Source organism: Aeromonas sp. R2-2 (assembly GCF_040908355.1).
Taxonomy (GTDB): Bacteria; Pseudomonadota; Gammaproteobacteria; order Enterobacterales; family Aeromonadaceae; genus Aeromonas; species Aeromonas veronii.
The window spans coordinates 68443-82880 of record NZ_JBFODQ010000064.1 but is presented as its reverse complement, the minus strand read 5'-3'; the positions used below and the strand labels follow the sequence as shown (position 1 = coordinate 82880).

14 protein-coding genes are annotated in these 14438 nt (G+C 60.5%); 2 read left to right on the top strand and 12 right to left on the bottom strand.

Going from position 1 to position 14438, the window contains the following annotated elements:
* Positions 1-105 precede the first annotated feature (105 nt).
* A complete protein-coding gene (locus AB5Z09_RS13105; protein WP_012564931.1) occupies positions 106-1053 on the top strand; it encodes an IS30-like element ISAeca1 family transposase in 948 nt (315 codons plus the stop codon).
* Between the two features lie 184 nt (positions 1054-1237).
* Here AB5Z09_RS13105 and AB5Z09_RS13100 read toward each other — a convergent pair whose 3' ends face one another.
* The 8 genes from AB5Z09_RS13100 to AB5Z09_RS13065 all read right to left on the bottom strand — a co-directional run bounded on the left by AB5Z09_RS13100 (position 1238) and on the right by AB5Z09_RS13065 (position 10042).
* Entirely contained in the window at positions 1238-3376 is a 2139-nt protein-coding gene (locus AB5Z09_RS13100) for a diguanylate cyclase (RefSeq protein WP_368195455.1), read from the bottom strand.
* Positions 3373-4566 (bottom strand): extracellular solute-binding protein, encoded by a 1194-nt coding sequence (locus AB5Z09_RS13095; protein WP_263085930.1) that lies wholly within the window; start codon positions 4564-4566, stop codon positions 3373-3375. The genes AB5Z09_RS13100 and AB5Z09_RS13095 overlap by 4 nt, the downstream gene beginning before the upstream one ends.
* Before the next feature lie 162 nt (positions 4567-4728).
* The gene (locus AB5Z09_RS13090) at positions 4729-4944 is read right to left on the bottom strand and encodes a YdcH family protein (protein ID WP_005337763.1); all 216 of its coding nucleotides are present in this window, start codon (positions 4942-4944) and stop codon (positions 4729-4731) included.
* A 276-nt stretch (positions 4945-5220) separates the two neighbouring features.
* Positions 5221-5832, bottom strand: coding sequence for a hypothetical protein (locus AB5Z09_RS13085; protein ID WP_021230678.1), 612 nt, complete (start codon positions 5830-5832; stop codon positions 5221-5223).
* Entirely contained in the window at positions 5829-7190 is a 1362-nt protein-coding gene (locus AB5Z09_RS13080; protein WP_005361670.1) for an MATE family efflux transporter, read from the bottom strand. The genes AB5Z09_RS13085 and AB5Z09_RS13080 overlap by 4 nt, the downstream gene beginning before the upstream one ends.
* Before the next feature lie 119 nt (positions 7191-7309).
* Positions 7310-9133 carry a SulP family inorganic anion transporter gene (locus AB5Z09_RS13075; protein ID WP_005361668.1) on the bottom strand — a complete coding sequence of 608 codons (1824 nt, stop codon included), beginning with the start codon at positions 9131-9133 and terminating at the stop codon, positions 7310-7312.
* Positions 9134-9204: 71 nt separating this feature from the next.
* Positions 9205-9795, bottom strand: coding sequence for a nucleotidyltransferase family protein (locus AB5Z09_RS13070; RefSeq protein ID WP_368195454.1), 591 nt, complete (start codon positions 9793-9795; stop codon positions 9205-9207).
* A complete protein-coding gene (locus AB5Z09_RS13065) occupies positions 9782-10042 on the bottom strand; it encodes a GNAT family N-acetyltransferase (protein ID WP_005337747.1) in 261 nt (86 codons plus the stop codon). The genes AB5Z09_RS13070 and AB5Z09_RS13065 overlap by 14 nt, the downstream gene beginning before the upstream one ends.
* A gap of 194 nt (positions 10043-10236) precedes the next feature.
* Between AB5Z09_RS13065 and AB5Z09_RS13060 the strand changes: the two genes are divergently transcribed.
* Complete coding sequence (locus tag AB5Z09_RS13060) at positions 10237-10542, top strand: hypothetical protein (protein ID WP_129503659.1); 306 nt, start codon at positions 10237-10239, stop codon at positions 10540-10542.
* 3 nt (positions 10543-10545) lie between these two features.
* On the opposite strand, the gene AB5Z09_RS13055 is transcribed toward AB5Z09_RS13060, so the two are convergent.
* The 4 genes from AB5Z09_RS13055 to AB5Z09_RS13040 are packed head-to-tail and all read right to left on the bottom strand — an operon-like array spanning position 10546 to position 14325.
* Complete coding sequence (locus AB5Z09_RS13055) at positions 10546-11730, bottom strand: iron-containing alcohol dehydrogenase (protein ID WP_279458615.1); 1185 nt, start codon at positions 11728-11730, stop codon at positions 10546-10548.
* Positions 11731-11748: 18 nt separating this feature from the next.
* A complete protein-coding gene (locus AB5Z09_RS13050) occupies positions 11749-12267 on the bottom strand; it encodes a hypothetical protein (protein WP_309507286.1) in 519 nt (172 codons plus the stop codon).
* Positions 12248-12868: a TetR/AcrR family transcriptional regulator gene (locus AB5Z09_RS13045; RefSeq protein ID WP_213388906.1), complete on the bottom strand. Its 621-nt coding sequence runs from the start codon at positions 12866-12868 to the stop codon at positions 12248-12250. Before AB5Z09_RS13045 ends, AB5Z09_RS13050 begins: the two co-directional genes overlap by 20 nt.
* Before the next feature lie 11 nt (positions 12869-12879).
* Positions 12880-14325, bottom strand: coding sequence for a coniferyl aldehyde dehydrogenase (locus tag AB5Z09_RS13040; protein WP_368195453.1), 1446 nt, complete (start codon positions 14323-14325; stop codon positions 12880-12882).
* Positions 14326-14438: the final 113 nt, after the last annotated feature.

The following is a 14438-nucleotide window of genomic DNA, read 5'->3' as shown; positions in this document are numbered from 1 at the left end:
CGTGAATTCAGATAATAAGTGCAATGCCCATGGTGCATAGGAGAGAGGCGGTCAACTACCAGTTAGGGTACGCTTCTTCTCGCCAAAGAAACAAAGCGATACACCATGAAATACCAGCAGTTGACCGAGGGGCTACGATACCAGATTGCCTGCCTCCGTGACCATGGCCTGTCACAGGCCCGCATTGCCAAACAGCTCGGGGTTCATCCATCGACTATCAGTCGTGAGCTTCGTCGTAATTGTGCTGGGCAGGCCTATCAGCCGCAGCAGGCTCACCAACTTGCCACGGCACGACGGCTGACGAGTCAGAAGCGTACTGTCCCGTCTGATACCATCGACTTTGTTTGCATGGCGCTGGTCGCGGACTGGAGTCCCGAGCAAATCAGTGGCGTTGGAGACATGATTAACTGCCCGGTTAGCCACGAGTGGATATACCGCTATGTGGCACGCGACAAGGCCAACGGTGGCACGCTATACCGGCATCTGCGTCAGGGTCACAAACGCTATCGCAAGGGTAAGAACAGCAAACGCAGTGTCATTCCCAATCCGGTATCGATTGATGAACGCCCTGCGATAGTCAATGAGCGGAGCCGTGTGGGAGATTGGGAAGTCGATACCGTGTTGGGTAAGCAAGGCAGCGGTGCAATAGTGAGTCTGTTGGAGCGTAAGAGCCGGCTCTACCTGGTTCAATACGTTCCCAGCAAAACAGCCAGCGCGGTGGCGGACACCATTATCAGCATGCTGAAACCCTACCAGGCACATGTCCATACCATCACAGCTGACAATGGTAGCGAGTTTGTCGAACATGAACGTGTTGCAGCAGAGCTGGAAGCGCAGGTGTACTTTGCGCATCCATACAGTGCATGGGAACGGGGACAGAATGAGAATAGCAATGGTCTGCTGCGGCAATATGTGCCCAAAGGCAGTGATTTGAGTGTGGTGACAGCAGAGGCACTGTCAGCCGTCGAAAAGCGGCTGAACTTCAGGCCGCGCAAATGCTTGGGATTCAAACAGCCACAGGTGGTTTTTGACGAACTTCTGAAAGCAGCCTGATTTTTAATCGGGAATTGCACTTCGAAGTTGAATTCGCGACTCCATTTCCTACTCCCTTCCAAATCGAGACATCAAGAGCCCCTATCTTAGTCATGGTCCGCGCCGCGTCTAGCGTTGCGCGCCATTTTTGCGAGCTGATCAGGGCGTTGGCGAAAGGCTCGCCAACGCCACAGACCTCTGCATTTTATCGCTGCCCCTGATAGAAACGCGCCTTATTGGCATACATGGCATCGTCAGCCACCCGGCTCAGCTCCGCCAGCGGTGTCTGGTCGCTGCTGCTCCAGCCGATGGCAAAACGCAGCGGGAAGCTGTGCTCCCCATGCTGCACAATGGCGTGCTGCTGGCTTGCCTCCAACCTGCCTGCCAGCAGCTGGCTGGCGAGGTGATCCGCCTCCGCCAGCAGGACGAACTCGTCGCCGCCGATGCGGAAAATCTTCTCATCCTGACGGCAGAGGGTGCGCAGCTGGCGAGCCATCTGGATCAGCAGGGCGTCGCCCGCCTCGTGCCCATACTGGTCGTTGGTGCGCTTGAGGCCGTTGAGGTCGAGCATGAAGAGGGCGAGGTGACGCTCCGGATGGCGCGCCAGCACCGCTTGATAGTGGTGGAAGGTCTCTTCGAACGCCTGCCGGTTGGGCAGTCCGGTGAGGTTGTCGGTGCGGGCGACCCGCGCCAGCTCGTCGGTGAAGAGACGCCCCTCGATGCCCACCGCCAACTGCTTGGCAAACAGCCGCAAGATGGCCCTGTCTTCGGACTCCAGCCCTTCGGCGCTCACCATCAGATAGCCAAACAGCACGCCGCTCTGGCTACCGGGCAGGGTCATGATCTTCCAGAGTGCGTTGTCCCACTGGCATTCGGAGTGTTTGACCTCCTCATCCATCAGTTGAGCCAGTTTCTCCTGCAAGGCATCCCGCAAGGGGGCATCGACCCCCTGGGTCAGGGAGTAGTGGGGCTGGCCATCGCGGCGGATCACCAGCCCCCAGCGGTGGCCGGGATAGAGCTGCGAGAGTTGCAGCAGGGCAGAGCTGGCCAGCTCGGCAATATCGATGTCCAGCTGCTGGTGCAGACCGAACTGCAGCCAGGATTGCAGGATATGGCGGCTACGCTCCTCCCGGCTCAGGGCCGAGCGCAGGGCGGTCGTTTGCGAGGCGACCTCTTGTTCCAGTTCGTCGTTGAAGCCGAGCAGCCGCTGGTTGAAGGCCTCTTTCTCGCTATTGGCCTGCTGCAGCTGTTCATTTTGCTGATAGAGCGCCCGCACCTGATCCGAGATGGTGCTGGCCATCTCTTGCAGCAGCTGGCGCACCTCGTCGTACTCCACAAAGCGCAGCGGCGCCTGCCGTTGCTGGTAATTGCCCTTGCCATAGCTGCGCACCAGCGCGGCCAGCGAGCGCAGCGGTCGGGTTAGCCAGCGGGTGAGCCAGACGCAGCCGATGGCTACCAGCAGCAACATGACGGCGATGCTGACGGTCAGCAGCTGTTGGGATTTATTGAGCTCGCTGACCCTGTCATTGCTGTAGCTGTAGAGGGTGATGGTGGGGGTGATCTCCTGCTCCAGCTGGGGCCAGCCAATGGCCAGGGGCTGCGCCATCTTGCTTGGCTCCCTGTCATCCATGGCGTTGGCGCTCTGGTGAGCCCCTTCGTAAAGACGGTTCTCGCCCTGGCAGATCACCAGATATTCGCTTCCCTTGAGATAGGGTTCCAGCAACTGGGCCATCTGCCGCCAGGGGAGAATGGCTATCACGAAGCCGGAAGGGGTCTGCATCACCCCTGCGCGCTGGTGGTTGCGATAGATGGGGGCTACCAGCGCCAGCCCACCGCTGCGGTTTTGCTCCATGTCGTCGACCAGCACAGGATCATCGACGGGCAGCAGCAGATGCTTGCCCTGTTTCGCCTCGCGGGTCTTGCCCCAGGCCATCAGCTGCGGCATCAGGTCGCTCGACTCGAGGTGGGAGGCCTGACCATTGATGTACTCCACCACCAACCCCTTGTCATCGATGAGGTAGGCCGAGGTGATCAGGCTGTTGGATTTGACAAAGGTGGCCAGTGCCAGTCGGGCATGGCTGGAGAAGAGAAAGTTGTCGAGGGCCTGATGGAGTACCCGATCCTGGCTGAGCTGATTGATCTGGGTGCCGATCAGCTCGCTGCGAAAGCGGGCCTCGCGGGTCATGCTGGTGAGGGCTCGCTCCAGCTGCGACTGCTCGCTCTGGGCGATGATCTGGTGCTGGCGGATCAGCAGCACAGTGCTGGCCAGCAGCGCCGGCAGCAGGGCGACGGTGAACAGGATGATGATCAGGGTCGGTCCAAGCCGAAAGGTGCGATGTTTCATGGTGCTTTGACCTGCCGGTACTGCTGATCGGCCAACTGCTGCATATAGCGGGCGGTGTCGGCGGCACTGATCCCCTCTTTAAAGCGCTCGAACCCTTTCTCCATCGCTTGCCAGGCGATGGACATGGCGCTGTCGGAGGGCATGGGGGTACTGAGGGTGAACTGCTCCAGCAGCACTTTTTCCTGAGGTGTGGGACGGCGGCTGATGGCGGTAAAAGCCTGCTGATTGACCGGCAGCAGCGCCCCCTGATGATAGATGAACTGTTGAATATCCTGACGCTGGATAAAGGCCATCAATGCCTTGATGACGGGTTGCCGATCCTCATCGTCCATCGCCCAGCGGGAGGCTCCCATTACGTAGGCGCCGCTCATGGAGTGCATGGGATGGCTTTGCCAGCGGGGCAGCAGGGCGACGCCCAGCTTATCCCCCATGTTCTTCACCAGATCATTGAAGGCCCAGTCCCCATTGATGAGGTAGGCGCTCTTGCCCTCATTGAAGCGGGCGAGGGCGGTGTCATAGTCGCACTCGGGATCGACCCACTGTTCGCTGGCGACGGTGCGGTAGGCCTCCAGTGCCTGCACCATGGCCGGGCTGTCGAGGGTGATGCGCCCTTCGGTCACCGGCGAGCCGCCAAAGGTGTGTAAAAAGGCGGCGAAGTAGTACATGTCGTGATAGGGCCAGCTGACGGGGTAGACCCCCTTGGCCTTGAGGGTCGGGGTGATAGCTGTCAGTTGCTGCCATTGGGTCACCGGAGTCGAGACCAGCGCCTTGTTGTAAAACAGCATCAGATGGTTGCCCTGCATCATGGGCATGCCCCAGCGTTGCCTATCCAGGGTGACATAACGCAAGGCACTGGCCATCAATGAGGGGGAAAACCACTCGGCCGGGAGGGGGGCGAGGGTCATCTGGCGATAGAGGCCGATAAAATCGGAGGGGATCAGCATCAGATCGGGCAGCCCCCTGGCCTGAGCTGCCAGCAGGAGATCCGCCTTGATCTTGCCCGGCTCAATCTGGGTGACCCGTACTCTGTGGTTCCCCTCCTGATTGAAGCGGGCGATCACGTCGTCGATCACGTAACCAGCCTGCTGGGAGTGCCACAGCTCCAGTTCAGGCTCCTGAGCCTGCAGGGGGTGGCTCAATGCGAACAGGCAAAGCAGCAAGAGATGATAAAAAGATCGTTTTCTGCTCATGTTATCATCACCGTTATTCCCTGAATTCCAAGGAAAAAATGTAACAAACTACCGGCAAGATCGGTAGGCTCGGGTGTCAACTAATTGACTGAAACAACAAAAAGCCCGGCGCGTGGGCCGGGCTGGGGGATAAATTGCTTATCCGCATATTCTTCGAGGCATCTATTGTGGATGTTGTTTGAGGATGTCGTATATCTCCTCTTTCAGTTTGAGTTTCTGTTTTTTCAGATCTCTCACCTCGGCGCTATAGTCGCTGGCGTGATGCTTTTCCAACTTTCTAATCTCCGCATCCAGGTCGTTGTGCAAGTCAAACTTCTTCTGGAAATGGACATCACTGCTCTTCAGTTTCGAGATGAGTTCTCTGTACTCTGGGAACATGTAATGGAGCCTCCTTGGTTTCGTTTGATTGTGCCTGTAAGACCAAAGCTACCCCTTAGTGCCGGGGATAAATGTGATCCTGATCGGATTTGGGGGCAATGATTTGGAGTATTCGGCGGGATATTTATAACTTGTTGAATCAAAACAAGATAAGTGATTTATCAATCTGAATGGTGAGCCAAACTGTGCGACAAGTCACAACAGGGGCAGTGTTGGCGTGAGGGTGCAGGATCAAAAAAGGGGCCGAGTGGCCCCTTTTTATGGATGCAGGCAACGTTACTCTTTATCTTCGTCCGCCTGCTCTTTTTTCTTTTTCTTCTCGGGCAGCGGCTTGCCATCGCGGTGGATCACCTTGCCCGCCTCAAAGCCAATCTGGGCCGCCAGCTCCTCCAGATCCGCCGACTTGGCCTGATCCCCGATGGCGTAGCGATAGTTGGCGATGGAGAGCTTTTCGGCCACCGGCGTGCCCGGGACGATAGGCTCGCGCCAGCCCTGGCCGATGTGGGCCACCAGGGTGCCGTTCATCAACAGCTCGCCGACGATCTCCTGGGTCGGATTGCCCTTGCCGTAGGTGAGACCCTGCGGGTGCTTCTTGCCGACCAGCGGCTCGTTGCTGGCGGGGATCAGCTTGGTGCGGATCAGCCACTTGGGCTTTTTGGTGTTGCCCACCGCCTTGCCGGTCTGGTACTCGTTGATCTTGATGGTCTTGATCATCTGGGCCATGAAGTCCTTGGTCAGCGCCTTCTGGGCGTCGCTGGTTTCATCGATGGCGATGGGGGCCACATACCAGGTCTGAGTGGCTTGAGCCTTGGGAGCGGCAGGGGCAGTTTGTGCCATGGCCAGGGGGCTGAGCAGGATGGCAGCCAGCAAGAGTCCTATCTTCTTCATTGTGATTCCGCTTTTGTTTCAACAAGAATTTTGTTTTGCCAGCGACGACTGCGCCAGCGCCAGAACATGGCCAGACCGCGCACCCACTCGTCGCAGGCCAGCGCCAGCCAGATACCGACCAGTCCATAACCCTGCATGATACCGAGGAAATAGGAGAGTGGCACGGCAATTCCCCACATGGAGAGCAACGCCATGTAGAGGGGGAAACGGGCATCCCCGGTGGCCCGCAGGGCGTTGATCACCACCAGATTGAAGGTGCGGCCGGGTTCGAGGATAAGGCTGATGAGAAACAGTTGCGCCACCTGGGTGATGATGTCGGCATCATCGGTAAAGAGGCTGATGATGGTGCGGCCATTGAGGGCCGCCGCCACGGCGATGACGCAGGTAACTGCCAACCCCAGCTTGAGGCTCTTGAGCAGTTGCTGATAGGCGCGATCGAACTGTCTGGCCCCCGCCAGATGGCCGATGATGATCTCGTTGCCAAGGCCGATGGAGAGGCCAAACAGCAGGATAAACAGGCAGATCTGAAAGAAGTAGGACTGGGTTGCCAGCGCCTTGTCCCCCAGCAGTCCGACAAAGGCTGTCACCACCATAAACTGCAGCATCCAGGAGAGGTTCTCTCCTGCCGCCGGCAGGCCGATATGGAGCACCTTGCCCAGCATCTCCCGGCTGGGGTGGACGATATCGCGCACCACCAGTCGAATGCCGGTCTTGCGGGCCACTAGCCACACCAGCAGCACCACGCCGACCAGTCGGCCCGCGACCGTGCTGATGGCGACACCGGCGACCCCCAGCTGGGGCAAGCCGAACCAGCCGTAGAGCAGCAGCAGGTTGCCGACGAAGGTGATGAGGTTGACGATCAGGGTCACATACATCGCCTGGCGGGTGTGGCCGTGAGCGCGCAGGGTGGCTGCCAGACAGAGGGCTGCCGCTTCCGGTAACAGGCAGAGACCGATGATCTGCAAGTAAAGCGTCCCGTCGCTCATCAGGTTGGCAGGCAGGTTCATCAGCGCCAGCATGGTGCTGGCCCCCGCCATCACGCCAATGGCGGCCACCAAACCGATCAGCAGGTTGAAGCCGATTGCGGTGTGGATCACCACCCGACTCTTCTCCCGATCGCCCGCCCCCAGATACTGGGTGATCACCACGCTGGTGCCGATGCTGACGAAGCTGAACAATGTGATGGCGAGATCGAACACCTGATTGCCGACCGCCAGCGCGGCCACTCCCTGATAGGAGACGTGACCCACCATGAAGGTATTGAGGGCACCGGTCAGAAAGTGCAGGGCGAGATCGATAAAGAGCGGCCAGGTCAGCGCAAAGAGGGTGCCCGGGCCTGCGTGGGATTGAGATTGCATGGCATGTCCAACAGCTGGGAGGGTACGGGGAAGTGCCCTCTGGGGGCGCATTTAACACCAAGGCCCTGGCCGGTGCAATCCNGTGCAGGATTGCACCGGCCAGGGGTCAGGCCAAGGGATCAGGCAGGCGTGGCGCCCGCCTCCTGTTCGCTTGGCAGGGTGAGGCGCGCCGAGTCGGGCAGGGCATCATCCTGCGGCCAGTTGGAGCGGATGGCATCAGTGGTGCTCTCCACCACCGCATCATCCTTGAACACCGGCTCGCGGTAGCAGCGGGTCAGGCGTAGCGCCTGATACATGTCGGGGCAGAGGATGATCCCTTCATCGCCCACCCGCACGCCCGCCTGCTTTAGCCAGTGGGTCATCTGGCCGTGGCGACCCGCCATCACCATATGGATGCCGCGCCGTTTCAGCTCTTTGTGCAGCTCTCCCACCATGCTCATCACGCTGATGTCCTGATGGGTGAAGCAGGCGACCGCATCGATCACCAGACACTTGGGGGCTCGGGGATCCTGCACCAGCAGGGCCAACACCCGCCGCTTGAAGTAGGGGGCGTTGAAGTAGGTGAGCGGCGAGTTGAAGCGATAGACCAGAATGCCGGGAATGGCTTTGGCCTGTTCGTTGTCCCCCAGGGTACGCACTACCCCCTCGTCATCCATGCCGAGCAGTTGATCGGTGGGACGCATCACATTGCGCAGGAACTGGAACAACCCCAGCAACACGGCGAGGGTGATCCCGGGGATCACCCCCATGGTGAGCACGCTGATAAAGGTGACCAGCGCCAGCCAGAAGGCGGAGCGATCGGAGTTACGCAGGGCCCAAAGACCGCGAAAATCGGTGAGCGACAGGGAGGCCATCACCAGCACCACCCCGAGGGCGGCAGTGGGAATATATTTGAGCGGCGCCGTCAGATAGAAGGTGATGAGGGCGATCACCGCCGCAGCGATGATGGAGACCAGCTGGCTCTTGCCGCCGTTGGCATCGTTGACCGCAGTGCGCGAATCCGCGCCGCTGATGGCGAAACCCTGGGAGACCGCCGAGGCGAGGTTCGCCATACCGAGGGCCCGAAACTCCTTGTCCGCGTCGATTTCGTAACCGTTTTTGGCTGCAAAGCTGCGAGCGGTCAGCATCATGGAGACGAAGCTCACCATGGCCAGGTTAAGGGCGGGCAGCACCAGCTCCCGCATCAGACCGGGGGGAAATTCCGGCATCTGGAACGCGGGCAGGCCGGAGCCCACCGTCCCCAGGGTGGCGATATCAAACTGGCCGAGATTAAAGCCCCACACCAGCGCAGCGGTCACCACCATGGCCACCATGGAGGAGGGCCATGCCGGTTTGTAGCGCTTGGCCAGCAGCAAGGTGAGCAGGGCTACCAGACTCATGGCCAGGGTCGGCAGATGGGTCTGGGTGATATAGGTGGCCCCGCTGGCGATCCGCTCGATGAGGTAACGTTCGCTGAAAGTGAAGCCGAAGATCTTGGAGAGCTGGCCCACCATGATGGTGATGGCCACACCATTGAGCAGCCCCATCAGGATCGGGCGGGAGAGAAAGTCCGCCAGCACTCCCAGCTTGAAGCGGCTGGCAATCAGGCACCAGAAGCCGGTCATGGCGGTCATGGTCATCACCAGTTGCCAGTGACGGGTGGGGTCGCCTGCGGCTAGCGGCGTCACCACGGCGGCGATGACCGCACAGGTGGCGGCATCGGGGCCGACAATCAGCTGGCGGGAGGTGCCAAACAGGGCGTAGACCAGCATGGGCAGGATGCAGGAGTAGAGACCGACGATGGCACCCACTCCGGCGAGTTCTGCATAGGCAATGGCGACGGGCAGCGCCACGGCCGCCACCGAGAGTCCGGCGCGAAGATCTGGCATCAACCAGGCGCGCTGGTAATGCAGCAGGGCGGCGAGGCCCGGTAGCCAGCGTTCGAGAGAGAAGAAATCGCGCATTATTTAACCCATTGAGTTACAACCAGCTTTTCCCCTAGTGTGCCCAAGGTTATCGAAAGATTGCAATCAGGTTATGGCCAGTTTACCTGAAGGTCAGGCCAGATAGCCTGCCAGCGTTTCTCCTTGATGCGCTGGGTAAAAATCTGTTTGTCCTGGCGACATTTGGGGTTGGCACTCACTTGCAGCGACCAGTTAATGGCAAAGCCGTAGGGGGCAAGCCACTCGAACTCGCCATCTTTGGTCAGGCGTACGCCGATGCAGGTGGGCACCTCGACCCAGTGGCTGAGCGCCTCAAGGCTGCTGGCAAACGGCGTTACCAGCTGCCGCGTGTGCATGCGGGCCTGATTGCGCACTTCCCACTGCTGATCCGGCAGCCGCTTTGCCAGCCAGGCTTCATGCGCCGTCTCGGCCAGCCCTTGCGGATCGGTTTTGTCGAGATAAATAAGGTCGATATCGTTGAGCGGGGTGGGCTCCGCCTTGTGGTGAAGGTGATCCCAGATGAGGTTGCGGATAAAGCCTGCTCCCAGCGCCCAGTCGGGCAGATTGAGCTCGGCCGCGGCTTGCAGGCAGGCCATCCGCTGCGGATCGGCCCGCAGCAGGGCTTCTGTTTTGGCTTGGAATTGCTGTTCGAGGGCGGAGTTCAGAGGTTCAGTTGTTGGCATTGCGGCGTAACCAGACATCAATGTAGCGGCAGCTCGGCACTATAGTGAGCCCCTCCGCCTGAGTCCAGTTGAAGAAGGCACGCGCCAGCTGATCGGCAATCCCCTGCACCCGCAGCTCGGGGGGCACGAAGGTGCTGTAGGCGTCGATGGTCTTGGCATCGAGCCGCCGGTAGCGCAGTCTCGACTCTTTCCCCTCCACCATACAGATGAACTGCTGCTGGTTGGCCTGATGGATGATGTCGCTCATGGTGGGCACCTCTGGCATAAAGTTGGGTCTCTCGGCACAACATAACTGTTAGCCAAGGTATAGAACAGATAGTGGATGATGTATCGATTGTTATCAGGATTATTGAGCCAGCTCTTGCTCTCTGGCTTTTATCTTGGCACGAATCGATGTGGCAATAATCAGCAAGTTCGGAAGAGGTAAAAATGGACACGGTAATGTTGAAAGTTACCCGGAAGGTGTTGGCTCAAAGTCAGAACAGCCCAGATCAGCGGCAGATTGCGATTTCTGATGCATCCAACCCTGAACTCAAGGCTCAGTTTGAAACGGCAGGTAAAAATAGAAAAATTCGGCTGTTGTTGGCCAAGAGAATCTCATTGTGGATGGGGGATACGGGGGCTATTTGGTATAGCCACAACCGCGCGAGCAAAAAGAACCAAGAGGATTTTGATCAACTCTTTTCATTGTTGGCGCACCATCCTGATGCGCCATTCCAGTTTATTTGTGAGGTTGCGGCCGATTAGCCACTAGGCCCATGCCCGCTCCAGCAGGGTGAGTAACTGCTCACGGTCGGCATCCTTGCGATTGAACAGCAGGGCACCGTCGTTGACCGCCAGATCGCGGATCTCGGTCAGTAGCGAGCGGTCGCTTACCCCTGCCTCGCTCATGGTGCGCGGCAGCTTGACCGCTTGCCACAAGGTGTCGCGCAGGGTGCGAATGGCTGTGATGGTCGCCTCCGCCCGCTGATGGGCCGGGGTGGCAGCAAAGCGCTCTGCCCCCACCAGCGGCAACAGCAGCCGGGCCAACTCGCTATCCACCTCGGGGCGGTTGTAGTCGAGCACGGTCGGCAAAAAGAGGTTCATGCACAGCCCGTGGGGCAGATGGCAGCGGGCTCCCAGACTGTGGCCGAGGGCGTGCACCAGCCCCACCATGGAGTTGGAAAAAGCCATGCCAGCCAGCGTTGAGCCTTCCGCCAGTTGCAGTCGGAGCTGTTTGTTTTGCGGGTCGTGGATGATTTGCGGCAGGGCGCTGGCGATCTTCTCCACTGCCATCAGGGCCAGCGCATCGCTCACCGGGTTCTTGGCGGTACCGATAAAGGCCTCGATGGCGTGGGTCATGGCGTCCATGGCGGTAGCGGCGGTGATATTGAGGGGCAGTCCCTGGGTCAGGCGCGGGTCGAGCACCGCCAGCTGGGGCAGCAGGAAGGGGGAGGTGAAGGGCACCTTGCGCCCGCTCGCCTCATCCTTGATCACCGCCACCAGCGTCACCTCTGAGCCTGTGCCCGCTGTGGTGGGCACCACCGCCAGCGGCTTGAGGGGACGGGTCAGGCAACCGGCGCCCGAGTAGTCGAGCAGATGATCCCCCCCCATGGAAGTGAGAATGTTGACTGCCTTGGCGGTGTCGATGACCGAGCCGCCCCCCAGCGCCACCAGACTGTCGCAGTCGAGCTCGCGATAGCGTTTGGCGATCCGCTCCACTACGGCAGTGGAAGAGTCGGCCGGGATCTCGTCCCAGATGGCGGCGACCGGCAGCTCCCCTTCGGCCAGCACATTGGCCAGCAGGGTGGCAAGGCCGGTGGCATTGACCCCCTTGTCGGTCAGCAGCAGCGGGCGACAGGCCCCGAGGCTGGCCAGCTCGCTGGCCAGTTGCTCCAGCGCCTGTTCACCGGCCAGCAGTTTGACCGGGCAGAAGAAATCGTAATAGCGGCTCATTTCAAGGCTCCTTGCGCGTTAGCCGGTCACCAGACCCAGATAGATGTTGCAGGCCCGGCCAAGCTTGTTGGTCGGGGCGGGATAGTGGCGCAGCAGCGGCCGCGCGATAAAGGCGGGCAGGATCAGGGACTGCAACTGCTCAAGCCCCCGCACCAGATGCATGGCAACGGTCAGGTCTCCCTCCACCAGCAGCCGGTTTTCGCCAAATGCCTGATTGACCCCGAGCCGAAAGCTCAGGGCGCGAAAGGCGATATTGGGGTGCTTGAAGCGCACCCGCAGCGGATGGATGGTTGCATGGGGTGCCGCCGGCGCGCCGGGATACCAGCGGCCACCCTGCTTGTGCATGTTCATGGCGTAGCCGATGCCGCCCACTTCGAGGCGGATTGCCAACCCGTCCGGCAACGGCGCCAATTCGCGGCGTACCGCCTCATCGGTGCGGGCGGCGCGGCAGAGGGTACGACCCACCACCCAGAGCAGAGTGGTGATCCAGAGGCGGCGGCCAAGGGCGGCCGCAGGTTCAAACATCCGTGTTTGCATGGGGATTGGCTCCTGAGATGGCTGACCAGAAGAGGGCGAACGCACTGGCTTGCCAGTAGTCGTCCTCTCCCAGCTCCGGTTGATCGACAAACAGTGATGCGCAGGCGAGGAACTGGCCCTGACACACCTCCAGCAACAGTGGCGCGGGAGCCTGCATCAGCTCGCCGCTGGCCTGCCCCTTTGCCAGCAGGGCAGGCAGAAAGCGCAGGGCATCGTTCAGGATCTGGCTGCGGGCCGGTCTGGCCAGCAGCGGGGAGTGAAAGAAGCCGAGCACGAATTTGAGCTCATTGGGGTGGGCCAGCATCCAGCTCATCGCCAGCTGCCAGTAGTGGCGGGTTTGGTCGTACAGCGGCAGGGTCGGATCTGCTTCATGGATGGCGCTCCCCATCCGTGTTTTCACATCCTGATAGAGGGCGAGGATCAGTGCCTCCTTGCTCGGAAAGTGGTGGAACAGGGTGCCGTTGGCCACCCCGGCCGCCTTGGCGATGCGGGCGGTGGCGGCCCCCTGCAGACCATCTTCGGCGCAGAGGGCGAGGGCGGCATCCAGGATCTGGCGGCGCTTGTCGGTCATGGTTTGTGGCTGCGGGATAGCCTGGTTCATGGTTATCTCCATCAGCGCAGGAAGAAGGCCATCATCAGCTTCTGGATCCAGTTGTGGTAGGGGGGATGGATCAGGGAGCCGGTGGTGAACTTGCCGCGGGTCAGCACGGTTTTTGCCTTGGAGAAGGTGAGGAACCCCTCGTGGCCGTGGTAGTGGCCCATACCGGAGGCGCCGATGCCGCCGAAGGGCACATCGTCGGCCGCCACTTGAAACAGGCTTTCGTTGATCGCCATGCCGCCGGAGTGAGTCTCGCGGGTCACTCGCGCCTGCAGCTCGGGGTCGAAGCTCATCAGATAGAGGGCCAGCGGGCGGGGCCGCTCGGCCACATAGGCGAGTGCCTCCTCCAGGGTGTCGTAGGGGATGAGCGGCAGCAGCGGGCCAAAGATCTCCTGCTGCATCACCTGACACTGACCCGGCACCTCGGTCAGCAGGTGGGGCACCAGCAGGCGACGCTGGTCATCGCGGGCCGGGCTGCCACAGGGGTGGAGCTGGGCACCCGCCTGCTCGGCTTCATCCAGCCAGCTGACGAGGCGCTGATACTGGCGGTCGTTGATGATGGCACCGTAGTCGGCGCTATTGAGCCCCTGCGGGTAGAGCTTGCTGAAGTGGCGGCGATAGGCGGCGATAAAGTTATCCACCTCGCTGCGGGGCAGCAGCACATAGTCGGGGGCGACGCAGATCTGTCCGGCGTTGAGGCTCTTGCCGAAGATCATCCGTTCGACCGCGGTGGCGACCGGCATGTCGGGAGCGATAAGACAGGGGCTCTTGCCACCCAGCTCAAGGGTGAGGGGGGTGAGCTGGGGCGCGGCGGCGGCCATCACCAGCTTGCCCACCATGGTGGAGCCGGTAAAGAGCAGGTGATCGAACGGCAGCGAGCTGAACGCCGCCGCCATCTGGGCATCCCCCTCGATGATGGCGATCTCGTTTTCGTCAAACACGCTGGTGAGCATGGTGCGCAGCACGGCGTTGGTATGGGGGGTGAACTCGGAGAGTTTCAGCATCGCCCGGTTGCCCGCCGCGATGGCGGTGATGAGGGGGCCAAGGCTTAGCATCACTGGAAAGTTCCACGGCACGATAATGCCGACCACCCCGAGCGGCTGGAAGTGCACCTCTACTTTGGCGGGGGCCAGCAGCAGGCCGGTGTGACGGCGGTGGGGCTGCATCCAGCGCTTGAGCCGCTTCTGGGTGTAGTTGATCTGCATGATGCAGGGCAGCACATCGGCGATCAGGCTGTCGTAGTGGCTGCGCTGGCCATAATCTGCTGCCAGCGCCTTGCACAGCTGCCCCTTGTGGGCGAGCAATGCCTGTTTGAGTTTGGTCAGCTGCGCCCGGCGCTCGGCCAGGGTAGGCATGGGGTGAGCCAGACTCGCCCGCTTGAGCCGTGCCAGCTGATCCGGCAGGGACAATTTGATGGCGAGGATATCCTCAGGAGTGTGTTGAAGCTGAGCCGCACCCATGTTGTTCTCCGCATGAAAAATGACCGACTGATTAGTCGGTCTAAATCTAGCTGTTTGTTACCGGAATGTAAAGCTGGCAAGCTGTCTGCCGTTCACCATGAGCCGGACGCAAG